Below are 26466 nucleotides of genomic sequence, written 5' to 3' on the forward strand. Positions count from 1 at the left end.
ACCGACCATCGCGCCGTCGACGGAGCCCTGGGGGCCGAACTGCTGGTCGCCTTCAAGAAGCTGATCGAAAACCCGATGGGCATGCTGGTGTAGGAAGGATGGTTGGCCGTCGCCACCGGCGCCGAGGAAGAATACATCATCGTCTTCATGTTCTCGGTGCTGGTGACTTTTGTCGTCACCTTCGTCTTCTTCGTCGCGCAATTGACGAACGATCCGGTCGCGGCCGTGGCGACGGCGGGAAAGTGGACGCTGATTGTATTTGTGGCGCTGCTCCTCCTCTTGGTCGCGCTGATCCTCTACAACGACAGCAGCGCCGCGGTGGTCAGGAAAGACATGCCGGTGGTTGCCGGTCTCGGTCTGCCGGGCCTGGTGACGATCATCATCCATTGGTTGTTCGTGCGCTGGCGCGTGAAGCGCGGTGTGGCCGACATAAAGGCGGGTTGAACGGATGAAGACGGTTCTTTGTTACGGCGACTCGCTGACATGGGGTTATAATGCCGAAGGTGGGCGTCATGCGCTCGAGGATCGCTGGCCAAGTGTGCTGCAAACTGGCCTCGGCGAAGGCGTTCAGGTCATCGCCGACGGCCTCAACGGCCGCACCACCGCCTTCGACGATCATCTGGCCGGAGCCGACCGCAACGGTGCGCGGCTGCTGCCGACGGTGCTGACGACGCATGCGCCGATCGACCTGATCGTCCTCATGCTCGGCGCCAACGACATGAAGCCATGGATCCATGGCAACCCGGTTGCGGCCAAGCAAGGCATCCAGCGGCTGATCGACATCGTGCGTGGCCACGACTATCCGTTCGACTGGCCGGCGCCGCAGATACTGATCGTTTCGCCACCTGTTGTAAGCCGCACCGAGAATGCCGATTTCAAGGAGATGTTTGCCGGCGGCGATGACGCCTCGGCGCAGCTCGCAGGGCAGTATTCGACGCTTGCCGACGAAGCCGGCTGCGGCTTCTTCGATGCAGCCACCGTGGCGCAAACCACACCGCTCGACGGTGTCCACCTCGACGCCGAAAACACGCGAAACATCGGTGAGGCACTGACGCCAGTCGTGCGTGTGATGTTAGCGACATGATAGTCAATGCCTTGCTGATTATTGGCTTTTGGTTGGCCGTGCATTGGCAAGGCAGTCGAAGTCGACGCCTTATAGGCTACACATTTCTGGCACTCTGGGTTTTCGATGCCCTTTCGATCCTGATGCATGAGCCAGCTTTCAGGCCTCCAATGCTGAGTCACGAGCCATGGTCGATACCAAAGCCTTCTTTCGGTGAAGCCTCGCTTCAAAAAGGACCATAAAATGTCTGAATCCTATGACGTCATCATCATCGGCTCCGGTCCCGGCGGCTATGTCACGGCGGTGCGTTCCGCCCAGCTCGGCTTCAAGACGGCGATCGTCGAGCGCGAGCATCTCGGCGGCATCTGCCTGAACTGGGGTTGCATCCCGACCAAGGCGCTGCTGCGTTCGGCCGAGATCATGCACTATTCGGATCACCTGAAGGACTATGGCCTGAAGCTCGACGGCAAGGTCAGCGCCGACACGGCGGCAGTGGTCGATCGGTCGCGGAAAGTGTCACTGCGGCTCAATGGCGGCGTTGCCTTCCTGATGAAGAAGAACAAGGTCGACGTTATCTGGGGTGAGGCCAAGCTATCGAGGCCTCCTTCCGGTGATAAATTGGGTGAGATCGTTGTTTCCAAGACGGCCAAGAAGCCGATGGAACCGCAGCCGCCGGTGCCGAAAGGCGTCAAGGGCGAGGGCACCTACGCCGCCAAGCACATCATCCTGGCGACCGGCGCCCGGCCGCGCGCACTGCCCGGCATCGAGCCGGATGGCAAGCTGATCTGGACCTATTTCGAAGCCATGGTGCCCAAGGAGATGCCGAAGTCGCTGCTGGTGATGGGTTCGGGCGCCATCGGCATCGAATTCGCCTCCTTCTACCGCACCATGGGCGCGGACGTGACAGTCGTCGAACTGCTGCCGGCGGTGATGCCTGTCGAAGACGCCGAAGTCTCGAAGTTCGCGCAAAGGCAGTTCGAGAAGCAAGGCATGAAGATCATCCTCGAAGCCAAGGTGACCAAGGTCGAGAAGGGGGTGAACTCGGTCACCGCGCATGTCGAGATGAAGGACGGCAAGATCGAGAAGGTATCAGCCGACCGCATGATCTCGGCCGTCGGCGTCCAGGGCAATATCGAGGGCCTCGGCCTTGAAGCACTCGGCGTGAAGACCGATCGCGGTTGCGTCGTCATCGACGGTTACGGCAAGACCAATGTGCCTGGCATTTACGCCATCGGCGATGTCGCCGGCCCGCCGATGCTTGCCCACAAGGCCGAGCACGAGGGCGTCGTGTGCGTCGAGAAGATCGCGAATTTCCCCGGTGTTCACGCCATAGACAAGCTCAAGATCCCCGGTTGCACCTACTGCAATCCGCAGGTCGCCTCGGTTGGCCTGACGGAAGCCAAGGCCAAGGCCGAAGGCAAGGACATCCGCGTCGGCCGCTTCCAGTTCGCCGCCAACGGCAAGGCGATCGCGCTTGGCGAGGACCAAGGCTTCATCAAGACCATCTTCGACAAGAAGACCGGTCAGTTGCTTGGCGCGCATATGGTCGGCGCCGAAGTCACCGAATTGATCCAGGGCTTTGTCGTGGCGATGAACCTCGAAACGACCGAGGAAGAGCTGATGCACACGATCTTCCCGCATCCGACGCTGTCGGAGATGATGAAGGAAAGCGTGCTCGACGCCTATGGCCGCGCCTTGAACGCATGATAGATTCGCCGCAGGAGACTCAGCTTCGAAAGTCGCGAGATTGCGACGGCGAGGCAGTTCGTTTCCGGATGCATTTTTACTCGCGCAAGGAGAAGGCATATGCACTTGAACGGCGTGGGCTGGATCGCAGCCATCATCATCGGCGGCCTGGCAGGCTGGTTGGCCGAAATGGTCATGAAGAGCAACACCGGCATATTCATGAATATTATCATGGGCATCGTTGGCGCTGTGGTGCTGAATGCCATCCTGCAGGCGCTCAACATCGGCGTGTTCGGCGTCGGCTGGACCGCCTATCTGATCACCGGCTTTATCGGTGCCTGCCTGCTGATCTGGGTCGGTCGTCTGGTGCGCCGTTAATCGATATCGCTCCGGCTATGCTAAAACGGTTGTGGCGGCATGCGCCGCTGCCGCCTTTTTCTTTGTGTTGAAAAGTCCTAGATGACGTGAAAGTGACGATCGCCGACGGGCGGTCGCGAGAAAAGCCAGGGTTCAGATGGTCACTGTCCTCGACACGATCGCCAACGCGCCGCGGCTGCGGCATCCCGAGAAGGCGCACAAGCCCGACCAGGAGGTGTTGCGCAAGCCGGACTGGATCCGCGTCAAGGCGCCGGTCTCGAAAGGTTATGCCGAGACACGCGAGATCGTGAAATCGCACAAGCTGGTGACCGTATGCGAAGAGGCCGGGTGCCCGAATATCGGTGAGTGCTGGGAAAAGAAGCACGCCACCTTCATGATCATGGGCGAGATCTGCACACGCGCTTGCGCCTTCTGCAATGTCGCCACCGGTATCCCGACCGCGCTCGATCCCGACGAGCCGGCCCGCGTCGCGCATGCCGTCAAGCAGATGGGCCTTACCCATGTCGTCATCACCTCGGTCGACCGCGACGATCTCGCCGATGGCGGTGCGCAGCACTTCGCCGATGTCATCCGTGAGATTCGGGCGGCAACGCCTCTGACGACGATCGAAATCCTGACGCCGGATTTCCTGCGCAAGGACGGGGCGCTGGAGATCGTCGTGGCGGCCAGGCCCGACGTCTTCAACCACAATCTCGAAACCGTGCCGTCGAACTATCTGAAGGTCCGGCCGGGCGCCCGCTATTTCCACTCGATCCGGCTGCTGCAGCGGGTCAAGGAACTCGATCCGTCGATTTTCACCAAGTCCGGCATCATGGTGGGTCTTGGCGAGGAGCGGAATGAAATCCTGCAGTTGATGGATGATCTGCGCTCGGCCAATGTCGACTTCATGACCATCGGCCAATACCTGCAGCCGTCGAAAAAGCACCATCCGGTGATCCGTTTCGTCACGCCCGAGGAATTCAAATCCTTCGAGACGATCGGCAAGACCAAGGGTTTCCTGCTGGTGGCATCGAGCCCGCTGACGCGCTCGTCGCATCACGCCGGCGACGATTTCGCCCGGCTGCGCGCGGCGCGCGAAGCGCTACTCATGAAAGCGCTCTAATGCATGTCGCCCAAAAGTGACCTCGGTTTTGGGAGAACGACGTGCATAAAGACAAAGACTCTGAAGCGCGACGCATGACTCCGTTTCGACGCGACGCGCTTTAGGGCCGGTTTCATGCCGAAATTCGAAGCCACCCGCCGCGTCGCCCACACGCCTGAGCAGATGTTCGCGCTGGTCGCCGACATCGAGACATACCCGCAATTCCTGCCGCTTTGCGAAGCGCTGACGGTCCGCTCGCGCAAGGAGCGTGACGGACGCACCATCCTCGTGGCCGATATGAGCATCGGCTACAAGGCGATCCGGGAGACCTTCACGACGCAGGTGCTGCTCAAGCCCGAAGACAACGCAATCGATGTGAAATACATTGATGGCCCGTTCAAATATCTGAGCAATGTCTGGCGTTTCGAGCCGGACGGTGCCGGCTGCACCGTGCGCTTCTTCATCGACTATGAATTCAAGAGCCGCATCCTGGGTGCGCTGATGGGCACGATGTTCGACCGTGCCTTTCGCATGTTCGCCGAGGCTTTCGAAAAACGCGCCGACGTCATCTACGGCAAGACACCGGCGGCCTGACTCGCGCCAAGCGCCTGCAAGCCGAGCTCGAGTGCATGGTTGACCGTTTCCCGGCGGATGAAGTCACGGCCATTGTCGGCAAACAGCTTGCGTTCAGCCGTCACGGGCTGGCCGTTCACCGCAACGCCGAACCAGACCAGCCCGACCGGCTTTTCCCTAGAACCGCCACCCGGACCGGCAATGCCGGTGACGGCCAGGGTCAGCCCGGCACGCGAATGGGCGAGCGCGCCGGCTGCCATTTCGATCGCTGTCTCGCGAGAAACCGCGCCATGGGCGTCAAGCGTGGCGGCGTGCACGCCGAGCATGTCCATCTTGGCTTCATTGGAATAGGTGATGAAGCCGCGATCGACCACGGCCGAAGAACCGGCAATGTCGGTCAGCGCGGCAATGATCATGCCGCCGGTGCAGCTTTCCGCGGTCGCCAGCATGATACCGCGCTCCCGGCAGGCCTCAAACAGGGCGATTGCCAGATCGCTGTTGGTCATTCCGGAACCTCGCCGGGAAACACTACGCTGGCGGTTGCGATCGCCGCGATGCCTTCCTCGCGGCCGACGAAGCCGAGCTTCTCGTTGGTTGTCGCCTTGATCGAGATGCGGTCGGCGGAAATGCCCAGCATCTGGGAAAGGACCGCCGTCATCGCCTCGCGGTGCGGGCCGACACGCGGCGCCTCGCAGATCAGCGTGATGTCGGCATTGGCGATGCGCCCGCCGCGCTCGCGCACCAGTCTTGCCGCATATTCGACGAATATCCGCGACGCAGCGCCTTTCCACTGCGGATCGGACGGCGGGAAGTGCGTGCCGATGTCGCCGGCCCCGCAAGTCGCCAGCAGCGCGTCGGTCAGGGCATGCAGGCCGACATCGGCGTCGGAATGGCCCGACAATTTTCTGTCGTGCGGAATGGCGACGCCGCAGAGCGTGACATGGTTGCCGGGCTCGAAGGCATGGACGTCATAGCCATTGCCGGTGCGGATGTCGGGAAAGTGTGCCCGCTCGCTGGAAAGCCGCTGGTGCGCCATGGCGATATCCCGTGCCCATGTGAGTTTGACATTGTCCGGCGAGCCGGGAACGAGCTTCACCGGCATTTGCATCCATTCAGCGATCGACGCGTCGTCGGTAAAGTCGGTTTTGCCTCTGTTATAGGCTTCCTCATGCATCGTCATGATCGCGAGGAAGGGAAAGCCTTGCGGCGTTTGGGCCGCGTGCAGCCCGCTCCTGGGGACTGTTTCGCCTACCATGCCGGTGGCCGATTCGCGTTTCAGCGTGTCGGCAACGGGCAAGGCGGGAAGCGCGCCTTCGCCCTCGCCGATGGCCGCGATGGTGCGGTCGATCAGATCCATGTCGACAAAGGGGCGCGCGGCGTCGTGGATGAGGACCTTGTCCGGCGCGTAGCTTCTTAGCGCCTGCAGCCCGAGCCGAACCGAATCCTGTCTGGTCGCGCCTCCGGCGATTGCCGTCACCCGATCGGCATCGGTGCCGACCGCTTGCCGAAAAAGCTCCTGGTCCTCGGCATGAATGGCCACGACGATCCGGCCGATAAGCGGGTGCGCCAGAAAAATGTCGATCACACGAGCGATGACGGCACGTCCGCCAATTCGTTGATATTGCTTGGGACCATCAGTCTGTCCGGCACGCGCGCCGCGACCGGCCGCGACGATAACCACCGCGACTTTGCCACCCGGATCCGGAGCCTGATTTTCAGTTGCGCCAGTCATTCAGTCTGGTCCTAGTCGCGGCTAAGGCCGAAGGCCAGCATTTTCCCAATTGCGCCTTAATGTGGCGTCATTCCGCGTTGCACATTTCTCTCGATCTGGCTAGAGAATGTGCAACGAATGGACATGCTTGGTTTTTGTGCATGGTTAACTTGATCAGATTGGCCGCGCCTCTCGACGTCGGCGGCGTGAGAATCCGCAACCGCGTCTTCCTCGCGCCGATGTCCGGGATTACGGACGAGGCGTTCAGACAACGCGCCCATGCTCATGGCGCCGGCCTGGTCGTGTCCGAAATGGTGGCCAGCGGCGAACTCGCTAAGGGCAGGGCCGGCTGCGACCTGCGCATACGTCATTCCGGCCTGCCCGTCCATATGGTGCAGCTTGCCGGCCGCGAAGCCATGCATATGGCTGAAGGCGCACGGATCGCCGCCGGCGAGGGCGCCGACATCATCGACATCAATATGGGCTGTCCGGCCAAGAAGGTCACCGGTGGCTATGCCGGCTCGGCATTGATGCTGGACCTCGACCACGCGCTCTCACTGATCGAGGCCGTGGTCGCCGCCGTCAAGGTGCCGGTGACGGTCAAGATGCGACTGGGTTGGGACGACGCCGCACTTAACGCTCCCGTGCTGGCCCGCCGTGCCGAGCTGGCGGGCGTCAGGATGGTCACGGTTCATGGTCGTACACGCTGCCAGTTCTATCAGGGCAAGGCGGATTGGCGCGCCATCGCTCGCGTCAAGGAGGCCGTTTCCATCCCGGTCGTCGCCAATGGCGATGTCTGCTCCCAGGCTGAAGCCTCGGTCATTCTCGAACAATCCGGCGCCGACGCAGTGATGGTCGGCCGCGCCCATTACGGCGCGCCGTGGGTCGCCGGCAGCATCGCTGCGGCTGCCGGCGGGACATTTTCATCCGGCATTCCCGAGACCCCGCAAGGGCTCGCCGACTATGTCGTCGCCCATTACGAGGACATGCTGGCTCTTTACGGCATCGAGAGCGGCCTGCGGCAGGCGCGCAAGCATCTGGGCTGGTATCTCGATCGACATGCCGGCGGTGTCGCTGGCGAGAGTAGAAAAGCGATAATGACCGCACCCGAGCCGGCTCGCGTCATTACCTTGCTGCGCGATGTGTTTTCGCGCGATCCGCAAACCTTGAACCTGCGGAGCGCCGCATGACCGCCACCGCTGGCCAGGGCACCGAAATGGCCGATGCCGCCCAGATCGTGCTGAACACGATCCGCCGCCCGGTGATCATGCTCAGCGAGGAAGGCTTCATCACCTTCGCCAACGCCGATGCCGAGGATTTCTTTCGCTCCAGCGCGACCATGCTGGCGCGCAACACCCTGTCCAAGCTCATACCCTTCGGCAGCCCGTTGCTGACGCTGGTCGCCCAGGTGCGCGAGCGCCGCGCGCCCGTCAACGAGTATCGGGTCGACGTCTCGTCACCGCGCCTCGGCATCGAAAAGGTCGTCGATCTCTATGTCGCGCCGGTGCCGGAATTTCCGGGCTCCGTCGTCGTCATGTTCCAGGAGCGGTCGATGGCCGACAAGATCGACCGGCAGATGACGCATCGCGGCGCCGCGCGCTCGGTGACCGGCCTGGCGGCGATGCTCGCGCATGAGATCAAGAACCCGCTCTCCGGTATCAGGGGTGCTGCCCAGCTGCTCGAACTGTCCGCATCCGATGAGGATCGCGCGCTGACGCGGCTGATTACCGACGAGACGGACCGCATCGTGTCACTGGTAGACCGTATGGAGGTGTTTTCCGACGAGCGGCCGATCGATCGCTATCCCGTTAACATCCACGTCGTGCTCGATCATGTGAAAGCGATCGCAAAGAATGGTTTCGCGAAGAAAATCAAGATATTGGAGGATTATGATCCTTCATTGCCTCCGGTATTCGCCAACCGCGACCAGCTGATCCAGGTGTTCCTCAACCTGATCAAGAACGCCGCCGAGGCAATCGGCAGCGATCCGCAGGGCGAAATCGTGCTGTCCACCGCCTTCCGGCCCGGTATTCGGGTTTCGGTCCCGGGCACGCAGGACCGCGTATCGCTGCCGCTGGAGTTCTGCGTGCGCGACAATGGGTCCGGCGTCTCGGAAGATATCCTGCCGATCCTGTTCGATCCCTTCATCACCACCAAGCCGAACGGCTCGGGGCTGGGGCTGGCGCTGGTGGCCAAGATCGTCGGCGAACATGGCGGCATCATCGAATGCGATTCGACGCCGCGCGCGACAACGTTCCGGGTCCTGATGCCGGCCTGGAAAGAAACGGCGCTGGGCGCCGATCAAGACGGCGAAGGAGACCGCAAATGACGGTTCGCGGCAATATTCTCGTCGCCGACGACGATGCGGCGATCCGCACCGTACTCAATCAGGCCCTGTCGCGTGTCGGTCACGAGGTGCGCGTCACCTCCAACGCCTCGACCCTGTGGCGTTGGGTGGCGGCAGGCGAGGGTGACCTCGTCATCACCGACGTCGTGATGCCGGACGAGAACGCTTTCGACATGCTGCCGCGCATCAAGAAGGCGCGGCCGGAGCTACCCGTCATCGTCATGAGCGCCCAGAACACCTTCATGACGGCGATCCGCGCTTCCGAGACAGGCGCCTACGAATATCTGCCGAAGCCCTTCGACCTGACCGAACTCCTCAACATCGTCAATCGCGCGCTATCCGAGCCCCGGCGGCCGAAGATCGATGCTCGGCAAGAAGAGCAGCCCGAGACGATGCCGCTGGTCGGCCGTTCGGCCGCCATGCAGGACATCTACCGCATGCTGGCGCGCATGATGCAGACCGACCTGACGGTGATGATCTCGGGCGAATCGGGCACCGGCAAGGAACTGGTGGCGCGCGCGCTGCATGAGTATGGACGCCGCCGTGGCGGTCCATTCGTTGCCATCAACATGGCGGCGATCCCGCGCGACCTGATCGAATCGGAATTGTTCGGCCACGAGAAGGGCGCGTTCACCGGCGCGCAGAACCGCTCGACCGGCCGCTTCGAGCAGGCAGAGGGCGGCACGCTGTTCCTCGACGAGATCGGCGACATGCCGATGGAGGCGCAGACGCGCCTGCTGCGCGTCCTGCAGCAGGGCGAGTACACGACGGTCGGCGGCCGCACGCCGATCAAGACCGATGTGCGCATCGTCGCTGCCACCAACAAGGACCTGCGCACGCTGATCAATCAGGGCCTCTTCCGTGAAGACCTTTTCTATCGCCTCAACGTCGTGCCGCTCAGGTTGCCGGCGCTGCGCGAGCGCTCCGAGGATGTGCCCGATCTGGTGCGCCATTTCTTCAAGCTTGGCGAAATGGAGGGGCTGCAGACCAAGCGTATCTCTTCCGGCGGCATCGAACTGATGAAGCGCTATCCGTGGCCAGGCAATGTGCGCGAGCTGGAAAACCTCGTTCGCAGGCTCGCCGCGCTTTATTCGCAGGACGAGATTTCCGCCGAGATCATCGAGGCGGAGCTCAAGACAGGTGAGCGCCCGGTGGTACCAGGCGCCGGCAACCTCATTCCCGACGATCTTTCCATTGGCCAGGCAGTGGAGCACTTCCTGCAGCGCTATTTCGCTTCCTTCGCGGGCGAATTGCCGCCCGCCGGTCTCTACGAGCGCATTCTGTCCGAAGTCGAATATCCGTTGGTGCTGGCTTCGATGACGGCAACCCGCGGCAACCAGATCAAGGCCGCGGAGCTCTTGGGCCTCAACCGTAACACCTTGCGCAAGAAGATTCGCGAATTGGGCGTCAACGTCTATAAGTCATCCCGCCAGACCTGAGCCGGCGCCGGCACACGATCTTTTCAGGGGACCGAACGGGGAAAGAGTCCCGTCGCCGTCACACTTGTTGCATAATCGCCACAATGCGTTGCATAGATCGGATGCAATCACTGGCTCTACACGGCGACATGGCTCCGCAGACACCTGTACTCAACCAACCGCTTTTCAGCGAACCCGGCGCGCGCGACGGACGCCGGCTGCTGGCGCTGCCCGGCGTGATCGCGGTCGTCGGCGCCCTGGCCATGGCGGCTATTTCGTTCGCCATACTGGTCGGAGCGACGCCGATTGCGCCGGACGCCAAGGCAACCTGGGCGCTGATCGCACTCAACGCCGCCTTCGTGATCTTCCTGATTGCGCTGGTCGGGCGCGAGGTGCATCGCATCGTCATGGCCCGCCGCCATGGCAAGGCGGCTTCGCGCCTGCATGTGCGCATCGTTGCCATGTTCGCGCTGGTTGCTGCCATTCCCGCCATCATGGTGGCGATCATCGCCTCGATCACACTCGATATCGGCCTTGATCGCTGGTTCGAGATTCGCACCAAGACAATCGTCAATTCTTCATTGTCGATCGCCGACGCCTATGTGCAGGAGAACGCGCGCAACCTGCAGGGCACGACGTTGTCGATGGCCTACGATCTCGATGCCTCCCGCTCGCTTTATGGCCTCGATCGCACCGGCTTTCTCGATCTCATGAACAAGGAAGCCGTAGGCCGCTCGCTGGCGCACGCCGCGCTGATCAAGCCCGACGGCTCCTTCGTCATGAGCGCCAAGACCGATGCCGATTTCGCCATGCCGGAACCGCCGGAGGGCGCGGTTGCCACTGCCACCGACGGCAAGCCGGTGCTGATTGAGCCGCGCACGCGCAACATTATGGGCGCCATCGTCAAGTTGCGTGAGATCGAGGGCCTCTATCTCTACACCATCCGTCTGGTCGACCCAGAGGTGATCAAGGCGCGGCAGATCGTCAGGTCCAACACCGACGAGTATCGCAATCTCGAGGACAACAGGCGCACCTCGCAAGTGGCATTTGCGCTGCCCTACCTGTCGCTGACCCTGATCATTATCCTGTCGGCGATCTGGACCGGCATAGCCGTCGCCGACCGGCTGGTGCGGCCAATCCGCCAGCTGATCGGCGCCGCCGACGAAGTCGCGACCGGCAATCTCGATGTCGCGGTGCCGGTGCGGCCGTCCGATGGCGATGTCGCCTCGCTCGGCGATACCTTCAACAAGATGCTGCTGGAGCTCAAATCACAGCGCAACGAGATCCTGTCGGCGAAGGACCTGATCGACGAGAGGCGGCGCTTTTCGGAAGCCGTGCTTGCCGGTGTTACCGCCGGCGTCATCGGCGTCGACCCTTACGGCATCGTTACCATCGTCAACCGATCTGCCGAATCGATGCTGGCCATTTCCGCCAGCGCGGCACTTGGGCAAAACCTTTCCGCGCTCCTGCCGCATGTCGGCCGTGTCTTCGAGATCGGCCGCAAGTCCGGCAAGCCGGTCTACCGCGAGCAGGTGACTTTCTATCGCGCCGGCGCCGAACGGACCTTCAATGTGCAGGTCACCATCGAGGCCGGCGACGACGGCTCTGAGGAAAAATCCTATGTCGTGACGGTGGATGACATCACTGATCTGGTTCAGGCCCAGCGTTCATCCGCCTGGGCCGACGTGGCGCGGCGCATCGCCCACGAGATCAAGAATCCACTGACCCCGATCCAGCTTTCCGCCGAGCGTATCAAGCGCCGCTATGGCAAGGTCATCACCGAAGACCGCGAAGTTTTCGACCAGTGTACCGACACCATCATCCGGCAGGTGGAGGACATCGGCCGCATGGTCGACGAGTTCTCGGCTTTCGCGCGCATGCCAAAGCCCGAGATGAAGGCCATCGACCTGCGCGAATCACTGCGCGAAGCTTCCTTCCTGGTCGAAGTCAGCCGCGCCGATATCACGTTCGAGCGGACATTCGGCAATGAGCCGCTCAAGGGCACTTTCGACAGCCGGTTGATGGCCCAGGCCTTCGGCAATGTGATCAAGAATGCGGCCGAAGCGATCGACGGGCTGGAACAGAAGGACGGTTCGCACGGCATAATCCGGATTCAAGCCGGGCGTCAGAATGGCGCGATTCGCATCGACGTCATCGACAACGGCAAAGGCCTGCCGCGTGAGAATCGCCAACGGTTGCTGGAGCCTTATATGACCACACGTGAAAAAGGCACCGGGCTTGGTCTCGCTATCGTCAAGAAGATCGTGGAGGACCATGGCGGCAGGCTGGAGCTCCATGATGCACCTGCTGATTTCCACGGCGGGCGCGGCGCGATGATCAGCATCATCCTGCCGCCCGCGGCCGCTGCGCTGCCGCGCGGCGAAAGCAGGGCGGACCACGAAAGAGAAACTGAAAAGGTCGATAATGGCGTCTGATATTCTCATCGTCGATGACGAGGAAGACATCCGGGAACTCGTCGCAGGCATCCTGAGCGACGAGGGTCACGAAACCCGCACGGCATTCGATGCCGACAGCGCACTGGCGGCCATCGCGGATCGAGCGCCGAGGCTGATCTTCCTGGACATCTGGCTGCAAGGCTCGCGCCTGGACGGATTGGCGTTGCTCGACGAGATCAAGACCATGCACCCGAACCTGCCCGTGGTGATGATTTCAGGCCACGGCAACATCGAAACCGCGGTTTCCGCCATCCGTCGCGGCGCGTATGATTTCATCGAGAAGCCGTTCAAGGCCGACAGGCTGATCCTCATTGCCGAACGTGCGCTCGAGACCTCGAAATTGCGCCGCGAGGTTTCCGACCTCAAGCTGCGCAGCGGCGAGACCTTCGACCTGATCGGCATGTCGTCGGCGATGAGCCAGTTGCGCCAGACCATCGAGCGCGTCGCGCCGACCAACAGCCGCGTGATGATCATTGGTCCCTCGGGCTCGGGCAAGGAACTGGCGGCCCGCGCCATCCATACGCTGTCGACCCGCAAGGGCGCGCCGTTCGTGACGCTGAGCGCCGCCAACATCACGCCCGAACGCATGGAGATCGAACTGTTCGGCACAGAATCGAACGGCGTCGAACGCAAGGTGGGAGCGCTGGAGGAAGCCCATCGCGGCATTCTTTACATCGACGAAGTGGCCGACATGCCGCGCGAGACGCAGAACAAGATTTTGCGCGTTCTGGTCGAACAGCAGTTCGAGCGGGTGGGCGGCACAAAGCGGGTCAAGGTCGATGTCCGCATCATTTCCTCGACCTCGCAGAACTTGGAGGCGATGATCGCCGACGGGCGTTTCCGCGAGGATCTTTACCACCGTCTCGCCGTAGTTCCGGTCATGGTGCCGGGGCTGGCCGAGCGGCGCGAGGACATTCCCTATCTCGTCGACAATTTCATGAAGCAGATCGCCCGCCAGGCCGGCATCAAGCCGCGCCGTATCGGCGACGATGCGCTGGCCGTGCTGCAGGCGCACAATTGGCCGGGCAACGTGCGTCAGCTGCGCAACAATGTCGAGCGGCTGATGATCCTGGCGCGCGGCGAGGACGTCGACGCGCCGATCACCGCGGATCTGCTGCCGTCCGAAATCGGCGATGTCATGCCGCGCACGCCCAACCAGTCGGACCAGCACATTATGGCGCTTCCGCTGCGCGAGGCACGAGAACAGTTCGAAAAGGACTACTTGATCGCCCAGATCAACCGGTTCGGCGGCAACATCTCGAAGACGGCCGAGTTCATCGGCATGGAGCGCTCCGCCTTGCATCGCAAGCTGAAGTCGCTGGGCGTCTGACGCGCGGCGTCCGTCAGACGCGCCTGGGCCAAGCATTTGCCGGTTACGGCGGCGACGGAATCGCATAAGAAAGCCCGAGAATTTTCCAGGGGTCGCCAATGCCGCGCATTGCCTATGTCAACGGGCGCTACGTCGCTCATGCCGACGCTTCCGTGCATATCGAGGATCGCGGCTATCAATTCGCCGACGGTGTCTATGAGGTCTGCGAGGTGGCGCGCGGCTTCATCGTCGACATGCCGCGGCACCTTGCCCGGCTGAACCGCTCACTGACCGAACTGTCGATCACCTGGCCGGTGACACGCAATGTGTTGCCGCTGATCCTGCGCGAGGTGGTCAACCGCAATCATGTCGTCAACGGTCTGGTCTATGTTCAGGTAACGCGCGGTGTCGCCAGCCGCGATTTCGTCTTTCCGGCGGCGGACACGAAGCCGGCCTTGGTGGTGACCGCCAGGAAGGCGGATCCTGCCGCCGGCACGAAACGGGCTGAGACTGGTATCGCCGTCATTACCGTACCCGAGAACCGCTGGGACCGTGTCGACATCAAGAGCACCGGGCTGCTGCCCAATGTATTGGCCAAGCAGAAGGCCAAGGAGGCCGGCGCTCAGGAAGCCTGGTTCGTGGACACGGATGGCAACGTCAAGGAAGGTGGCTCGTCGAACGCCTGGATCGTTACCAGGGATGGGGTTCTGGTCACCAGGCCGGCCGAACATGGCATTCTGCGCGGAATCACGCGCACCACCATGTTCGAAGTCGCGGCGAAACTTGGCCTGAAGATCGAGGAGCGTGGATTTTCCGTTGCCGAGGCCAAGACGGCTCGCGAAGCATTCATCAGTTCAGCGACGACTATTGCCATGCCAATCGTGACCATTGACGGTGATCCCATAGCCAATGGGCACCCCGGCTCAATAACACTTTCGTTGCGGCAGGCCTTTTTTGACATTGCGGAAAAAAGTCCAGCCTGATAACCGCACAGGTGGAATGAACATCAATATATCTCGTTCTGCTTGTCGTTACTGACGGCAAGAGGGTGTTTGCGCGCTTGACATGTGCCCGTTAATTTGGCGCATTGGCTGCAAACCGAAGGGGATCGGCGAAAGACAAAAACAATGGCGGAACGATCGCAAAACCTTCAGGACCTGTTCCTGAATTCAGTTCGCAAGAGCAAGAACCCGCTCACCATCTTCCTTATCAACGGCGTGAAGCTGACCGGCGTGGTCACTTCCTTCGACAACTTCTGCGTCCTGTTGCGCCGCGACGGCCACTCCCAGCTCGTCTACAAGCACGCCATCTCCACGATCATGCCGAGCCAGCCGGTTCAGATGTTCGATGGCGAGGAAAGCCAGGGCGCCTGATTGGCACGTGAGAAGGACGCGGACGGCACGGTTCGCGGAAAACCAGCGCATCATCCCGGGACGGAAGCCAAGGGTCCGACGCGGGCCGTTGTCATTGTGCCTGTGCTTACCCGCCAACCGCGTAATGACGATGACACGAGCCGTCCCCGGCTGACGCGCTCGGCCGAGGCGCGCCACGACGAAGCAGTCGGCCTTGCCCGAGCCATCAACCTTGATCTGATCCATACAGCGGTCGTAACCGTCAACGATCCACGTCCGGCGACGTTGCTCGGCAGCGGCAAGGTCGAGGAGTTCGGCCAAATCGTGAAGGAGGGTCACGCGGAAGTGGTCATTGTCGACCATCCCCTGACCCCGGTGCAGCAGCGCAATCTCGAGAAGGAATTCAACGCCAAGGTGCTGGATCGCACGGGGTTGATCCTGGAGATCTTCGGCGAGCGGGCGCGCACCAAGGAAGGCACGCTGCAGGTCGAGCTTGCCCATCTCAACTACCAGAAGGGCCGCCTGGTGCGCAGTTGGACCCACCTGGAGCGTCAGCGTGGTGGTGCCGGCTTCCTCGGCGGCCCCGGTGAAACGCAGATCGAATCCGATCGGCGTCAGTTGCAGGAAAAGATCATAAAGCTGAAGCATGAGCTGGAAACCGTGCGCCGCACTCGCGACCTGCATTGCGCCAAACGCAAGAAGGTGCCGTTTTCAGTGGTGGCGATCGTCGGCTACACCAACGCCGGGAAGTCGACGTTGTTCAACAAGCTGACCGGAGCAGGGGTGCTGGCGCAGGACATGCTGTTTGCCACGCTTGATCCCACGCTGCGCCGCGTGCGCCTGCCGCACGGCACGCCGATTATTCTTTCCGACACGGTGGGCTTCATCTCGGACCTGCCGACGCATCTGATCGCGGCTTTCCGGGCGACCTTGGAAGAGGTGGTCGAGGCCGATCTCGTCCTCCATCTGCGCGACATTTCCGATCCCGACACGGCGGCGCAGGCCGAGGATGTCGAGCGCATCCTCGCCGACCTCGGTGTCGACGCCAGCGACACCAAGCGCGTGATCGAAGTCTGGAACAAGATCGACCTGCTGGACGAAGGCAACAGGCAGCGGCTGCTCGCCGACGGCGCCGACGGCAGCAAGGAGCCGCCAATCGCAATATCGGCGGTATCAGGCGAGGGCATCGATGCGCTGAAAGCGATCATCGAAACGCGGATGGCCGGCGAGCTGCAAGATCTGACGGTGACGATCGAGCCGGCCCAGTTCGGGCTTCTCGACTGGCTCTACCGCAATGGTGATGTCGTTTCGCGAACCGACAATGACGATGGCAGCGCCACCATCTCGCTCCAGGCCACGCAAAGCGCCCGTGAAGAGATCGAAAGCCGGTTGCGCCGCAAAAACAACGTCTAAGGCGCGGCAATTCCAGGGAAAGTGTATTGCGGTTTTTGTCTGGGATTGCCGAGCTATAGGCTTACTTCGCGGTTTTTGCGTCCTGCCAGAGCGCTTCCATTTCCTCCAGGGTAGCTTCCTCTAGCGAGCCGCCTGATTTTTCCAGGGCCTGCTCGACATAGTGAAAGCGCGAGCGGAATTTTTCGTTCGTTCCGCTCAGCGCCGCCTCCGAATCGAGCTTGAGGTGACGACCGAGATTGACGACGGCAAACAACATGTCGCCGAACTCGTCCTTGATCTCAGCCGTTTCGCCCTTGGCCAGAGCCTCGCGCAGCTCCCCGATCTCTTCTTCGATTTTATCCAGGATGGGAGCAGCCTCGCTCCAGTCGAAGCCGACACGGGCGGCCTTTTCCTGAAGCTTCAAGGCTCGCGTCAAGGCGGGCAGCGCGACCGGAACACTGTCCAGGAATCCCTTGCCATTGTCCTCCGGGTCGAGGCCACGCGCGAGGCGGGCTTGCCGCTTCTCGGCCTTCTCCTGCGCCTTGATCTTCTCCCACATGCCCTTGGCCATGCCGGCGCTGCGAGCCTTCTCGTCGCCAAAGACGTGCGGATGGCGGCGGATCATCTTGGTTGTGATGGCCTGGACCACGTCAGGGAACGCGAATTCACCGGCCTCCTGCGCCATTTGGGCATGGTAGACGACCTGCAGCAGGAGGTCGCCAAGCTCGTCGCGCAGGTCGTCGAGATCGCCGCGCGCGATGGCGTCCGACACTTCATAGGCCTCTTCGATCGTATAGGGGGCGATGGTGGAGAAATTCTGCTCGATGTCCCACGGGCAGCCGGTCTTCGGCGCGCGCAACGCCGCCATGATCTCGATCAGGCGTGAAATGTCTTTCGATGGCGTCATGTAGCGGATGCTACAGCGCGAACCGCCGCGCTGCCAACGCTGTCAGCCGGCGAGGGGACCTTGTCCACAATTGCACCGCATCCGCTTCGTCAGTCGAGCACGGAAACGACCGCCTTGGCGAGGTCATCCATGCCGTCCTCGGGCAGGCCGGCCACGTTGATGCGGCTGTCGCCGACCATGTAGACGGCGTGCTCGGCGCGCAGCCGTTCGACCTGCGCTTCCGTGAGGCCAAGCCGGGAGAACATGCCGCGATGGCTGGCAACGAAGTCGAAACGGTCGGAGTTGGATTGCCGGCGCAGCGCCTCGGCGAACGCAACCCTAAGCCTCAGCATACGCAGGCGCATCTCTTCGAGCTCTGCTTCCCAGTCGGCACGCAGCGTGGCGTCCTCCAGCACGATGCGCACCGCGGCTGCGCCATGGTCCGGCGGCATCGAATACATAGCGCGCGCCGCCGACAGCATCTGGCTCATCGCGACGTCTGCCTGCGCGCCGTCCCTGGCCAGGACCATCGCCGCGCCGACACGGTCGCGGTAGACGGCGAAATTCTTCGAGCAGCTCGACGCGACGACCATTTCCGGGACTTTCGCGGCCAGCAGCCGCAAGCCGAGGGCGTCGGCCTCGAGGCCGTCACCAAAGCCCTGATAGGCGATGTCGACAAACGGCAGCAAGCCACGCTCGACGATCAGATCCGTGACGGCCTCCCACTGAACCGCATCCAGATTGGCGCCGGTCGGGTTGTGGCAGCAGCCATGCAGCAGCACCACGTCGCCGCTGTCGGCCGTCCGCAATGCAGCCAGCATGGCGTCGAAACGAACCGCACCCGAGGCCGCATCGAAATAGGGGTATTCGCGAATCCGCAGGCCGGCGGCACGCATCACCGGCATATGGTTCGGCCAGGTCGGGTCGGAGACCCAGACTGTCGCGTCCGACCGTGTGCGCTTGAGCAGTTCCGCCACCAGCCGCAGCGCGCCGGAGCCGCCGGGCGCCTGTGCCGCACGGATGCGCGACAGGTCCGCACCCGGACCGAAGGCGAGCTTAGCCATCACAGTGTTGAAAGCGGTATCGCCGGCAAGGCCGAGATAGGTCTTTGTATCCTGTCGCTCCAGCAGCCGCTTCTCGGCTTCGCGCACGGCGCGCATGACCGGCGTCTTGCCGTCGCGATCCTTATAGACGCCGACGCCGAGGTCGACCTTGCCAAGGCGTGGATCGGCGCGATAGAGGCCGATCAGCGCAAGAATTTTGTCGGCGGGAGCTGGCTGCAGGTCTTCGAACATCATTATGGTTCCGTTGGCGCGGCGGAGTGATACGCAAATTGGCCAGGTTTCACCAGAGGTTTCGGTGCGCCGACGCGAAAGGCGGCACCTGTTGGTGCAGCTTCCACAAACTTCAGAGAAAGCATGCTCCATGCTCGTCCGTCTGACCATGATCTGCGCCGGCGCCACGGCGGCGACCCGGAAAGGATCGTTTCCTTCGGATGAACCGCTGGAGCCACGATCGCGGGCATTGGCAAAGGCGATGAGTGGGACGCTGCGTCGGGCCGACCGTGTGTGGACAGCGCCGGCGCTTCGCGCCTGTCAGACCGCGGAGGCGCTATCGCTGGATGCGTCTGTCGATCCGATGCTGGCAGACCAGAACTACGGTCGATGGGCAGGCGAGAGCTTCGACGAGGTGCAGGCGCTACAGCCGGACGAGATCGCCGCCTGGCGCACGGATCCGAATGCGGCCCCCTATGGTGGTGAATCGCTGGCCGACGTTGCCCAACGGGCCGCTGGATTGATGGATCGATTGATCGCCGAACGTGGTCACACGATCGCCGTGACGCATGCCAGCGTCATCCGCACAGCGATCCTGCATGTTCTCAGCGCGCCGCTTGCCGCCAGTTGGAAGATCGACGTCGAGCCGCTGAGCATCACCGATTTTCGCAGCGATGGCCGCAGGTGGATGCTGCGCGCCTGCGGCGTAACAGCTCTCAAACCGGCAAAACCGCTTGGGAGCTGAGACGCGAGCCGCGGCGATATCCTCCAGCAAAGAAAAGTGGCCCCCCCGGGATTAAAACCCTCACATGCTCCGTAAACAGGACATGAAACCGTCGATGCCACGCTTTGACATCATAGGACAGCTCGGGTCGCTGCGGCGCTACGCGCGCTCGCTGACGCGCGACGGCGTCGAGGCCGAGGATCTCGTGCATGACGCGCTGGTGCGCGCCTATGAGCGTCGCGGCACCTTCCGCTCCGGCGGCAACCTGCGGGCATGGCTGCTGTCGATCGTCCACAACACCTTCATCGACCGCATGCGTTCGCGCCGCTCGGAAGCGGCACGTCTCGAACAAGCCGGATATCTGGCCGACGGCAGCACGCCGGCGCCGCAGGAACATTCCGTGCGCCTGGCGCAGGTGCGCGAAGCCTTTTTCAGCCTGCCGGCAGAGCAGCGCTCGGCGCTGCATCTGGTCGCCATCGAGGGGCTCTCCTATCAGCAGGCCGCCAACGCCAGTGGCGTGCCGCTGGGCACGCTGATGTCGCGTATCGGCCGGGCGCGCGCGGCCTTGCGCCAGATGGAAGAAGCGCCGGCGCGCGGCAAAAATCATCTCAGGATCGTGGGAGGTGACTCATGACCGCTCTTGTCGACCCGGTTACGGACGCCGATCTCGACGCCTATGTCGACGACCAGCTTGATGTCGCCCGCCGCATCGAGGTCGAGGCTTTCCTGTCCGCGCGTCCGGAGGCGGCCGCGCGCGTGATGTCTGATCTGCGCACCCGCGACGAACTGCGCGTGGCGCTGGCCGGCTCCAAGGGCATGGCGCGGCCGGCGACGGCCGATGCAGCGCGGCGGCTGGAGAGGGGACTTGGCCGGGGCCGCATCTTCGGCGTGCTGCAACGCGCCGCAGCGGTCACCGCCTTCGTTGCCGCCGGCTGGCTCGCCAACGGTATCGTCGGGCCGATGTCGGTGACAAAGGTCGTCGCTTCGCCGCAGCCGCCCGCCTATGTCGACGAGGCTGTCCAGGCACACAGGACGACGCTGCTGCGCGAGAACATGCCCTCGCAGGCCGAGGCGCCCAATTACAATGCCGGCGAGATCCGCGCCGCCACCGCCATCGTCATGCCGTCGCTGCCGAAGGACTGGAAGGTCCGCGACGTGCAGATCTATCCGTCGCGCTTCGGCCCGAGCGTCGAGATCGCGGTTGAAACGAAGGAGATGGGCCTGGTGTCGCTGTTCGCGATCCGGCCGGGCACTTTTGATGTGGTCAAACCGACCGTCGCGCCCTCCGGCGATATCTCCTCGGCCTATTTCCAGATCGGCGATGTCGCCTACGCGGTTGTCGCGAAGAGCGGGGTTCATGATCTCGACCGCACCGCCGAAACGCTCGCCAGAACGCTTTACTGACCCATCCACAAAGGAGACCTCAAAATGAATACGCCCAATCTTGGATACCGCGTGGGCACGGGCGTCCGGACCGGAGCCGTCTATGACGAGGGCCTGCGCCAGCACATGCTGCGCGTCTACAATTATATGGGCCTCGGCCTGGTGGTTACGGGCCTTGTCGCCTTGCTGGTGTCGTCGACGCCGGCTCTCTATGTGCCGATCTTTTCCAGCCCGCTGAAATGGGTGGTGATGCTGGCGCCGCTCGCTTTCGTGCTCTTGTTCTCGTTCAAAATGCAGACCATGTCGGCGGCAAGCGCGCAGGCAATGTTCTGGGCCTTCTGTGCCGTCATGGGCCTGTCGCTGGCCTCGGTGTTCCTGGTCTTCACCGGAATCAGCATCGCGCGCACCTTCTTCATCGCCGCGACCATGTTCGGTGCCACCAGCCTCTATGGCTACACGACAAAGCGCGACCTGACCCAGTTCTCGTCCTTCCTGATCATGGGCCTGATCGGCGTGGTGATCGCCAGCATCGTCAACATCTTCCTCGGCTCGACCGCGCTGCAGTTCGCCATCTCGGTGATCGGCATCGCCGTGTTCATCGGCCTGACCGCCTGGGACACGCAGACGATCAAGGAGCAGTATGCGGAGAATTTCGATGCGGAGTCGCGGCAGAAGCTCGCCGTCTTCGGCGCGTTCTCACTCTATCTGAACTTCATCAACATCTTCCAGTTGCTGCTGAATTTCACCGGCGAGCGGGAATAATCCGAACCGTAGCAGGAAACAGCTGGCATCTTGCCGTGGCCGGAGGGAAACCTCCGGCCACTTTTTCATCTGAGATCGCGCCCGGCCCGTGGCGCCATCGAAGTTCATCGCGACTGTGTGAAATGCTGCGTCCGCCGCCTTGAGTTCACTCCTGGCCATTTGCTAGCCTGCCGGCCACACCAGACTGACCGCGAGGACATATGGAACAGGACAGCCTGACGCTTCATGGCGACGGCATATCGGCGACTATTGCCGGGCAAGGCGCCGAACTGGTTTCGCTAAGGGATGCGCAAGGATTTGAGTTCCTGTGGCAGGCCGGACCGGCCTGGCGGCGCCATTCACCGGTGCTGTTTCCGATCGTCGGCCGGCTGAAGGGCGATCAACTGCGCCATCGCGGTCGGACCTATCCGATGACGCAACACGGCTTCGCCCGCGACAAGCCGTTTATGTGGGCGCAGAGGGGGCCTCGATCCTGTACGCTGGTGCTCACCGACGACACGGAAACCCGAACCCACTACCCGTTCGCATTCCGCCTGGCCGTGACCTATAGGCTGGGCGAGGGCCAACTCGGGATAGGATTGGAGGTCACCAACTCCGGAGACGAGCCGATGCCGGCCTCGATCGGGGCGCATCCGGCATTCAATTGGCCGCTGCTGCCGGATCTGGCCAAAACGGATTATCGGCTGACCTTTTCCGATGACGAGCCAACACCGATCCGCCGGCTGAAGGATGGCCTGCTCACAGCAACACCGCAGCCGACGCCTGTCAGAGGCAATATCGTCGAGCTCTCCGAACGGCTGTTCGACGAAGACGCCGTGATCCTGGACCGGCCGGCCAGCAACAGCGTTCGCTACGGCGCCGAGACTGGTCCGGCGATCGAGGTCTCATGGCAGGGATTTCAGGAACTGGGCATCTGGTCCAAACCCGGCGGCGCACCGTTCCTGTGCATCGAGCCTTGGCACGGCATGGCCAGCCCGCTGGATTTCGACGGAGAGTTCACCGACAAACCCGGCCTGATGCTGATCGCGCCGGGTGCGAAGCGTTCGCTGAGTTACCGGATCAGGCTGGAGCAGGGGCCTCGGTAAAGTTTCCTGCAGGCCGGACAGGGGCCGTATTCGATCTCAGGTCGGGTTTCAAACCTGCCGGACCACGGCGCCGATGACATTGACGAGGAGGCGCGCGGCGGTCAGCGCCGACAGGCCGTCAATGTCGGCTGGCGGATAGAACTCCACAAGATCGAATCCGGCGATCCTCGCCCACTTGCCCAAGCCGGCAATGAGATCGATGACCTGGGTGTAGGTGAGGCCGCCGGGAGTACGCGCTGCTACGCCCGGCATGATGCTGGGATCGAGGCTGTCAAGGTCCAGGGTGACGACGACCCGCGCTCCCTCCGGGATGTGCCTGAGCGCCGCTTCGACACCCAGGGTGTGGACCTCGCGCGCGGTGACGAAACGGCTGCCATAGTGCCGCGCCGCTTCGATCTCCGTGAGGCGTGCGCTGCCGACGCTGCGCAGTCCGACCTGCACCATGCCGGCGACATGCGCCATCTCGCTCGCCCGACGCATCGGGCTGGAGTAGCCGTAGCGTTCGCCATGCACCTCGTCGCGCCAGTCGATATGGGCGTCGATCTGCAGGATCCAGACAGGCCCGTGATCCGCGAAGCCGGCGAGGAAGGGAATGACCACGGAATCGTCTCCGCCGAGCAGGATGGGCACGGCCGGCAATGACAGGACCTCGCGCGTCTTCGCCTCGATCCGGGCGCGGTTGCCGGCATTGTCATGCATGGTGGTCAGGATGTCGCCGGCGTCGACGCAGCAGATCGGCCTGCCGTCGAACAGCGGGCCGCCGAGATCGAAATCCCAATGCTCAATGAGCGCGGCATCACCCTGGCTTGCAACACGGATGGCATCGGCGGCCAAGGCATGGCTGCCACTGTCTTTGCCGGGATAGGTGCTGCCGTGACCAGCTCCGAAGATCACTGCGCCGGGCGCCCTGCCATCGGCAAGGCGATCGGGCAAGCCCAGAAAGGAAGATCGAGTGGTCATTTCTGATCGCCTTCAGTCCCGCCGACGCATGATGAGCGGATTGGGGCAGGGTAGTTGCTTTGTATGCCGGATTCCATCGTCGAAATCTTGATCCCATGCTGGGCCTGCATTGGGTTCATTCCCGGCGTTCCGCGCCGGGTGACCCTTTCGATCTTTCCTTGACCGCCGTTTGGCACGGAACCTTCCAGCGCGAGCATCGTAAACGACGAGAGGTATTGGAAGCCCAATGCGCTCGTCTTCGAACGCTCTATCGAGGAGGCAAGGTTGCGACACCGCCAAGTGAAAGTTGACGGAAATACCATTTTCTATCGCGAGGATGGTCCGACCGACGCACCGGTGCTTCTGCTGCCGCACGGCTATCCCTGCTCGTCCTATCAATTTCGGAGGCTAATGCCGGCATTGGCCGATCGCTGGCGTACCTTTGCGCCGGATTTCCCGGGCTTTGGCTACAGCGCGACGCCCGACTTCTCGGCATTCGGCTATGATTTCGATGCCTATGCAGGATTTCTGACGGCTTTCGCGGATACGCTCGGTCTATCCCGCTATGCGCTCTGGTTGCACGACTACGGGTCGCAGATCGGATTGCGCCACGCCATCGCACATCCGCAACGCATCACCGCGTTGATCATTCAGAACGGCGACGTCTACGAAGACGTGCTCGGCCCGAAATATGCGGCTATCAAGGCCTATTGGACCGAGAAAACACCTGAGAAGCATCGTCCGCTGGAGGAGGCGGTGAGCGAGGAGGGTTTCCGGCACGAGTTTATCGGTGAGGTGGCTGACGCCGTGGCCGAGCGAATGCCACCGGATCTATGGAAACTCCACTGGCCGCTCATGGATACGCCGCTGCGTCGGCGGCTGGCGGTGGGCTTGATGGAGAAGCTGGAGGCGAATCTCGACTGGTTCCCGCGATACCAGGCCTATTTGCGCGAAAGACAGCCGCCGACGCTCATCGTCTGGGGGCCAGAAGACGGCTACATGCCGGCCGCATCGGCCCGAGCCTACAAACGCGACCTGCCGGGAGCAGAACTCCATCTCGTGGAGGGCGCCGGCCACTGGCTTCTGGAAACCCATTTCGATGACGTACTTCCGCTGGTGCGTGACTTCCTCGCGCGCGTCCATCGCTCAGCACAAGGTTTGTGAAGAGGTGCAAAAGGAGAAAGATCGATGACGACAACGCCGACAGTCGCGCGCACTTGGCGCGGCCGCACCCGGCCTGATGTGGGCGACGCTTACGAAGTCTATTTGAGGGCCGAGGGCATTCCGCCGCTTGAGAAGACCGCGCTGGGCGTCCAGCTGTTTCGCGAGGATCGCGAAGGGGAAAGCTGGTTCACCACCATCTCGTACTGGCCCGACCACGAATCCATGACGGCTTTCACCAAGGGCGAGCCAACCAAGGTCCATCATCTCGACCGCGACCCGGAGTTCCTGATCGAGCTGCCGGAGCGCATCCAGATCCATCGCATCCTGCTCGACCGGCGGAGGCTCCGCTGATCCATCCGGCCGCGGATATCGGAACGCACAGTGAGCGTCGCGCGGCACCGCCGCGGCGCGGCGTGCGCCTGCCGGAGTTCGCTCAGATGCTTTTGGGCCGGTCTGCTTCGGAGGGCAGGGCTGTAAAGCAGGGCTGGGAGATGGATTCGAGATGCTTCTCACGTTGTGACAATGTCAAAGCGATTTAGAGACGCGACACCGCCAGCAAGTTAGAAATGCGACACTGGCCGGCCAGCGCGGCGCGATCTACTGCCAAGTAGAAATGTCATATCGACGCTGAAACGGCTTTGTTGGCGCCGACATGATCGCCCGATCGGGCGTCAGCTGGTTCGGTTTGCGCAGCCGCGATCGGATGCGGTCCAGCCTAGCTTCCCCGCTTAGCTTTGAGAGTCTGTAAACGACCTGGAACGAAGGGCAGGGCCCGTCCTTTGTCGACCTTAGCGCATTGCTGAGAAAAGTGTTTCTTGCGACGATGGAGCGACCAGAGGATTTGGAGATACCTCATGACAAAACGCACACCCCCGCCTGGAATTGGGCCGCATAATGGCCGCGAACTGCAAATGATGCTTCAGGGCGAGAAACCAATGGCGTTGTTCGCGGCAGAACCTGGTATGGATGCAGAAGATATCGGTGATGCGCCTTTCAAACCCTTTGTCGATGATGGACGTATCCTCAAGTTCTCCTACATTGATCCTGAAACCTCTATTGAGGAACGTCGCTACTGCCTGCCAACAGAGGAATGGCGCTGTAAGCTTAGCCAGATGATCTCACGAATGTGCCGCAGTGGGGCGGCCTTTGACGTCTTCACGACGAATGATTTGGCGAGGCTAGAAGGCACTCTTCTTGGCTACCCAAAGGCCAGTATTGAAGCGTTCATTGCACATGCTACGGCGCTGAAAATCTCGAACTTCAGAACAGATTAAACGGCTGCCGCCCACATTGGCGCGCGCAGCTTCCAGCCTCGCCAGCGCCTGTTCTCGCCGAGCTATAACGGAAGGCGCGTTTGTGACCGCGGTTCTCGAACCACCAATGGTGCAAGCCATCAACCTGCACCAACTCGCATGTGGCGGCGATGTAGAAATGTCGCTCGCTCTGCAAAGTAGAAATGTCGCATCCTACGTTTGCGAGGGCA

General features: G+C 62.3%; 28 protein-coding genes. 23 read left to right on the plus strand and 5 right to left on the minus strand.

Annotation, left to right across the window (positions count from 1 at the left end; genetic code table 11):
- From O7A60_RS30300 to O7A60_RS30330, 7 genes are all read left to right on the plus strand, one after another.
- On the plus strand, positions 1 to 93 hold a 93-nt coding region (locus O7A60_RS30300; RefSeq protein WP_337109152.1), incomplete at its 5' end, for a 2-oxo acid dehydrogenase subunit E2.
- Positions 94 to 102: 9 nt separating this feature from the next.
- Positions 103 to 444 (plus strand): hypothetical protein, encoded by a 342-nt coding sequence (locus tag O7A60_RS30305; RefSeq protein WP_337109349.1) that lies wholly within the window; start codon positions 103 to 105, stop codon positions 442 to 444.
- 4 nt (positions 445 to 448) lie between these two features.
- Positions 449 to 1084: an SGNH/GDSL hydrolase family protein gene (locus O7A60_RS30310; RefSeq protein WP_337109350.1), complete on the plus strand. Its 636-nt coding sequence runs from the start codon at positions 449 to 451 to the stop codon at positions 1082 to 1084.
- A gap of 222 nt (positions 1085 to 1306) precedes the next feature.
- Entirely contained in the window at positions 1307 to 2770 is a 1464-nt protein-coding gene (gene lpdA, locus O7A60_RS30315; RefSeq protein WP_337109351.1) for a dihydrolipoyl dehydrogenase, read from the plus strand.
- Between the two features lie 99 nt (positions 2771 to 2869).
- Positions 2870 to 3127, plus strand: a complete 258-nt coding sequence (locus O7A60_RS30320; RefSeq protein ID WP_027142753.1) for a GlsB/YeaQ/YmgE family stress response membrane protein — start codon at positions 2870 to 2872, stop codon at positions 3125 to 3127.
- A 136-nt stretch (positions 3128 to 3263) separates the two neighbouring features.
- Complete coding sequence (gene lipA, locus O7A60_RS30325) at positions 3264 to 4229, plus strand: lipoyl synthase (protein ID WP_337109352.1); 966 nt, start codon at positions 3264 to 3266, stop codon at positions 4227 to 4229.
- Positions 4230 to 4343: 114 nt separating this feature from the next.
- Positions 4344 to 4802 carry a type II toxin-antitoxin system RatA family toxin gene (locus tag O7A60_RS30330; RefSeq protein ID WP_140505269.1) on the plus strand — a complete coding sequence of 153 codons (459 nt, stop codon included), beginning with the start codon at positions 4344 to 4346 and terminating at the stop codon, positions 4800 to 4802.
- On the opposite strand, the gene O7A60_RS30335 is transcribed toward O7A60_RS30330, so the two are convergent.
- On the minus strand, positions 4778 to 5287 hold the full coding sequence (locus O7A60_RS30335; RefSeq protein ID WP_337109353.1) for a CinA family protein: 510 nt from the start codon (positions 5285 to 5287) through the stop codon (positions 4778 to 4780). The genes O7A60_RS30330 and O7A60_RS30335 overlap by 25 nt on opposite strands.
- Positions 5284 to 6513 (minus strand): bifunctional 2-C-methyl-D-erythritol 4-phosphate cytidylyltransferase/2-C-methyl-D-erythritol 2,4-cyclodiphosphate synthase, encoded by a 1230-nt coding sequence (locus tag O7A60_RS30340; protein WP_337109354.1) that lies wholly within the window; start codon positions 6511 to 6513, stop codon positions 5284 to 5286. Before O7A60_RS30340 ends, O7A60_RS30335 begins: the two co-directional genes overlap by 4 nt.
- Before the next feature lie 140 nt (positions 6514 to 6653).
- Here O7A60_RS30340 and dusB point away from each other — a divergent pair, with 140 nt between their 5' ends.
- From dusB to hflX, 8 genes are all read left to right on the plus strand, one after another.
- Positions 6654 to 7682 carry a tRNA dihydrouridine synthase DusB gene (dusB, locus tag O7A60_RS30345; protein WP_337109355.1) on the plus strand — a complete coding sequence of 343 codons (1029 nt, stop codon included), beginning with the start codon at positions 6654 to 6656 and terminating at the stop codon, positions 7680 to 7682.
- Complete coding sequence (locus O7A60_RS30350; RefSeq protein ID WP_337109356.1) at positions 7679 to 8821, plus strand: two-component system sensor histidine kinase NtrB; 1143 nt, start codon at positions 7679 to 7681, stop codon at positions 8819 to 8821. The genes dusB and O7A60_RS30350 overlap by 4 nt, the downstream gene beginning before the upstream one ends.
- Complete coding sequence (ntrC, locus tag O7A60_RS30355) at positions 8818 to 10278, plus strand: nitrogen regulation protein NR(I) (RefSeq protein ID WP_027142746.1); 1461 nt, start codon at positions 8818 to 8820, stop codon at positions 10276 to 10278. The genes O7A60_RS30350 and ntrC overlap by 4 nt, the downstream gene beginning before the upstream one ends.
- An 83-nt stretch (positions 10279 to 10361) precedes the next feature.
- A complete protein-coding gene (locus O7A60_RS30360) occupies positions 10362 to 12692 on the plus strand; it encodes a sensor histidine kinase NtrY-like (protein ID WP_415926875.1) in 2331 nt (776 codons plus the stop codon).
- Positions 12682 to 14043, plus strand: coding sequence for a nitrogen assimilation response regulator NtrX (gene ntrX / locus O7A60_RS30365; protein ID WP_027142744.1), 1362 nt, complete (start codon positions 12682 to 12684; stop codon positions 14041 to 14043). Before O7A60_RS30360 ends, ntrX begins: the two co-directional genes overlap by 11 nt.
- A 98-nt stretch (positions 14044 to 14141) precedes the next feature.
- Complete coding sequence (locus O7A60_RS30370) at positions 14142 to 15005, plus strand: D-amino-acid transaminase (protein WP_027142743.1); 864 nt, start codon at positions 14142 to 14144, stop codon at positions 15003 to 15005.
- A gap of 144 nt (positions 15006 to 15149) precedes the next feature.
- On the plus strand, positions 15150 to 15395 hold the full coding sequence (gene hfq / locus O7A60_RS30375; protein WP_006202172.1) for an RNA chaperone Hfq: 246 nt from the start codon (positions 15150 to 15152) through the stop codon (positions 15393 to 15395).
- Complete coding sequence (gene hflX, locus O7A60_RS30380; protein WP_337109357.1) at positions 15396 to 16787, plus strand: GTPase HflX; 1392 nt, start codon at positions 15396 to 15398, stop codon at positions 16785 to 16787.
- Between the two features lie 61 nt (positions 16788 to 16848).
- Here hflX and mazG read toward each other — a convergent pair whose 3' ends face one another.
- The gene (mazG, locus tag O7A60_RS30385; RefSeq protein ID WP_337109358.1) at positions 16849 to 17673 is read right to left on the minus strand and encodes a nucleoside triphosphate pyrophosphohydrolase; all 825 of its coding nucleotides are present in this window, start codon (positions 17671 to 17673) and stop codon (positions 16849 to 16851) included.
- Between the two features lie 89 nt (positions 17674 to 17762).
- The gene (locus tag O7A60_RS30390) at positions 17763 to 18947 is read right to left on the minus strand and encodes an amino acid aminotransferase (RefSeq protein ID WP_337109369.1); all 1185 of its coding nucleotides are present in this window, start codon (positions 18945 to 18947) and stop codon (positions 17763 to 17765) included.
- A 130-nt stretch (positions 18948 to 19077) separates the two neighbouring features.
- On the opposite strand from O7A60_RS30390, the gene O7A60_RS30395 reads away from it, so the two are divergent.
- From O7A60_RS30395 to O7A60_RS30415, 5 genes are all read left to right on the plus strand, one after another.
- Positions 19078 to 19671 (plus strand): histidine phosphatase family protein, encoded by a 594-nt coding sequence (locus O7A60_RS30395; RefSeq protein ID WP_337109359.1) that lies wholly within the window; start codon positions 19078 to 19080, stop codon positions 19669 to 19671.
- A gap of 94 nt (positions 19672 to 19765) precedes the next feature.
- The gene (locus tag O7A60_RS30400) at positions 19766 to 20284 is read left to right on the plus strand and encodes a sigma-70 family RNA polymerase sigma factor (RefSeq protein ID WP_337109360.1); all 519 of its coding nucleotides are present in this window, start codon (positions 19766 to 19768) and stop codon (positions 20282 to 20284) included.
- Positions 20281 to 21054, plus strand: a complete 774-nt coding sequence (locus O7A60_RS30405) for an anti-sigma factor family protein (RefSeq protein ID WP_337109361.1) — start codon at positions 20281 to 20283, stop codon at positions 21052 to 21054. The genes O7A60_RS30400 and O7A60_RS30405 overlap by 4 nt, the downstream gene beginning before the upstream one ends.
- Positions 21055 to 21078: 24 nt before the next feature.
- Positions 21079 to 21795: a Bax inhibitor-1/YccA family protein gene (locus tag O7A60_RS30410; protein ID WP_337109362.1), complete on the plus strand. Its 717-nt coding sequence runs from the start codon at positions 21079 to 21081 to the stop codon at positions 21793 to 21795.
- A 200-nt stretch (positions 21796 to 21995) separates the two neighbouring features.
- Positions 21996 to 22880, plus strand: a complete 885-nt coding sequence (locus O7A60_RS30415; protein WP_337109363.1) for an aldose 1-epimerase family protein — start codon at positions 21996 to 21998, stop codon at positions 22878 to 22880.
- A 48-nt stretch (positions 22881 to 22928) separates the two neighbouring features.
- On the opposite strand, the gene O7A60_RS30420 is transcribed toward O7A60_RS30415, so the two are convergent.
- Positions 22929 to 23840 carry an agmatinase gene (locus tag O7A60_RS30420; RefSeq protein WP_337109364.1) on the minus strand — a complete coding sequence of 304 codons (912 nt, stop codon included), beginning with the start codon at positions 23838 to 23840 and terminating at the stop codon, positions 22929 to 22931.
- Positions 23841 to 24104: 264 nt separating this feature from the next.
- Here O7A60_RS30420 and O7A60_RS30425 point away from each other — a divergent pair, with 264 nt between their 5' ends.
- From O7A60_RS30425 to O7A60_RS30435, 3 genes are all read left to right on the plus strand, one after another.
- Positions 24105 to 24983 carry an alpha/beta fold hydrolase gene (locus O7A60_RS30425; protein WP_337109365.1) on the plus strand — a complete coding sequence of 293 codons (879 nt, stop codon included), beginning with the start codon at positions 24105 to 24107 and terminating at the stop codon, positions 24981 to 24983.
- Positions 24984 to 25007: 24 nt separating this feature from the next.
- A complete protein-coding gene (locus O7A60_RS30430; RefSeq protein ID WP_337109366.1) occupies positions 25008 to 25334 on the plus strand; it encodes a hypothetical protein in 327 nt (108 codons plus the stop codon).
- Between the two features lie 503 nt (positions 25335 to 25837).
- Positions 25838 to 26257, plus strand: coding sequence for a hemin receptor (locus O7A60_RS30435; protein WP_337109367.1), 420 nt, complete (start codon positions 25838 to 25840; stop codon positions 26255 to 26257).
- Positions 26258 to 26466: the final 209 nt, after the last annotated feature.

This window comes from Mesorhizobium salmacidum (SeqCode) (assembly GCF_037179605.1).
GTDB classification, from domain to species: domain Bacteria; phylum Pseudomonadota; class Alphaproteobacteria; order Rhizobiales; family Rhizobiaceae; genus Mesorhizobium; species Mesorhizobium salmacidum.

What these genes read in the sequence shown, in the direction of transcription:
- O7A60_RS30415 (WP_337109363.1), top strand. Translation starts at nt 21,996, where the DNA reads ATGGAACAGGACAGCCTGACGCTTCATGGCGACGGCATATCGGCGACT.
- O7A60_RS30420 (WP_337109364.1), bottom strand. Translation starts at nt 23,840, where the DNA reads ATGACCACTCGATCTTCCTTTCTGGGCTTGCCCGATCGCCTTGCCGAT.
- O7A60_RS30320 (WP_027142753.1), top strand. Translation starts at nt 2,870, where the DNA reads ATGCACTTGAACGGCGTGGGCTGGATCGCAGCCATCATCATCGGCGGC.
- O7A60_RS30350 (WP_337109356.1), top strand. Translation starts at nt 7,679, where the DNA reads ATGACCGCCACCGCTGGCCAGGGCACCGAAATGGCCGATGCCGCCCAG.
- O7A60_RS30330 (WP_140505269.1), top strand. Translation starts at nt 4,344, where the DNA reads ATGCCGAAATTCGAAGCCACCCGCCGCGTCGCCCACACGCCTGAGCAG.
- O7A60_RS30435 (WP_337109367.1), top strand. Translation starts at nt 25,838, where the DNA reads ATGACAAAACGCACACCCCCGCCTGGAATTGGGCCGCATAATGGCCGC.
- O7A60_RS30400 (WP_337109360.1), top strand. Translation starts at nt 19,766, where the DNA reads ATGCCACGCTTTGACATCATAGGACAGCTCGGGTCGCTGCGGCGCTAC.
- ntrX (WP_027142744.1), top strand. Translation starts at nt 12,682, where the DNA reads ATGGCGTCTGATATTCTCATCGTCGATGACGAGGAAGACATCCGGGAA.
- O7A60_RS30340 (WP_337109354.1), bottom strand. Translation starts at nt 6,513, where the DNA reads ATGACTGGCGCAACTGAAAATCAGGCTCCGGATCCGGGTGGCAAAGTC.
- O7A60_RS30335 (WP_337109353.1), bottom strand. Translation starts at nt 5,287, where the DNA reads ATGACCAACAGCGATCTGGCAATCGCCCTGTTTGAGGCCTGCCGGGAG.
- O7A60_RS30410 (WP_337109362.1), top strand. Translation starts at nt 21,079, where the DNA reads ATGAATACGCCCAATCTTGGATACCGCGTGGGCACGGGCGTCCGGACC.
- lpdA (WP_337109351.1), top strand. Translation starts at nt 1,307, where the DNA reads ATGTCTGAATCCTATGACGTCATCATCATCGGCTCCGGTCCCGGCGGC.
- O7A60_RS30310 (WP_337109350.1), top strand. Translation starts at nt 449, where the DNA reads ATGAAGACGGTTCTTTGTTACGGCGACTCGCTGACATGGGGTTATAAT.
- O7A60_RS30370 (WP_027142743.1), top strand. Translation starts at nt 14,142, where the DNA reads ATGCCGCGCATTGCCTATGTCAACGGGCGCTACGTCGCTCATGCCGAC.
- ntrC (WP_027142746.1), top strand. Translation starts at nt 8,818, where the DNA reads ATGACGGTTCGCGGCAATATTCTCGTCGCCGACGACGATGCGGCGATC.
- hfq (WP_006202172.1), top strand. Translation starts at nt 15,150, where the DNA reads ATGGCGGAACGATCGCAAAACCTTCAGGACCTGTTCCTGAATTCAGTT.
- mazG (WP_337109358.1), bottom strand. Translation starts at nt 17,673, where the DNA reads ATGACGCCATCGAAAGACATTTCACGCCTGATCGAGATCATGGCGGCG.
- O7A60_RS30430 (WP_337109366.1), top strand. Translation starts at nt 25,008, where the DNA reads ATGACGACAACGCCGACAGTCGCGCGCACTTGGCGCGGCCGCACCCGG.
- O7A60_RS30360 (WP_415926875.1), top strand. Translation starts at nt 10,362, where the DNA reads ATGCGTTGCATAGATCGGATGCAATCACTGGCTCTACACGGCGACATG.
- O7A60_RS30405 (WP_337109361.1), top strand. Translation starts at nt 20,281, where the DNA reads ATGACCGCTCTTGTCGACCCGGTTACGGACGCCGATCTCGACGCCTAT.
- O7A60_RS30395 (WP_337109359.1), top strand. Translation starts at nt 19,078, where the DNA reads ATGCTCGTCCGTCTGACCATGATCTGCGCCGGCGCCACGGCGGCGACC.
- O7A60_RS30390 (WP_337109369.1), bottom strand. Translation starts at nt 18,947, where the DNA reads ATGTTCGAAGACCTGCAGCCAGCTCCCGCCGACAAAATTCTTGCGCTG.
- lipA (WP_337109352.1), top strand. Translation starts at nt 3,264, where the DNA reads ATGGTCACTGTCCTCGACACGATCGCCAACGCGCCGCGGCTGCGGCAT.
- dusB (WP_337109355.1), top strand. Translation starts at nt 6,654, where the DNA reads ATGGTTAACTTGATCAGATTGGCCGCGCCTCTCGACGTCGGCGGCGTG.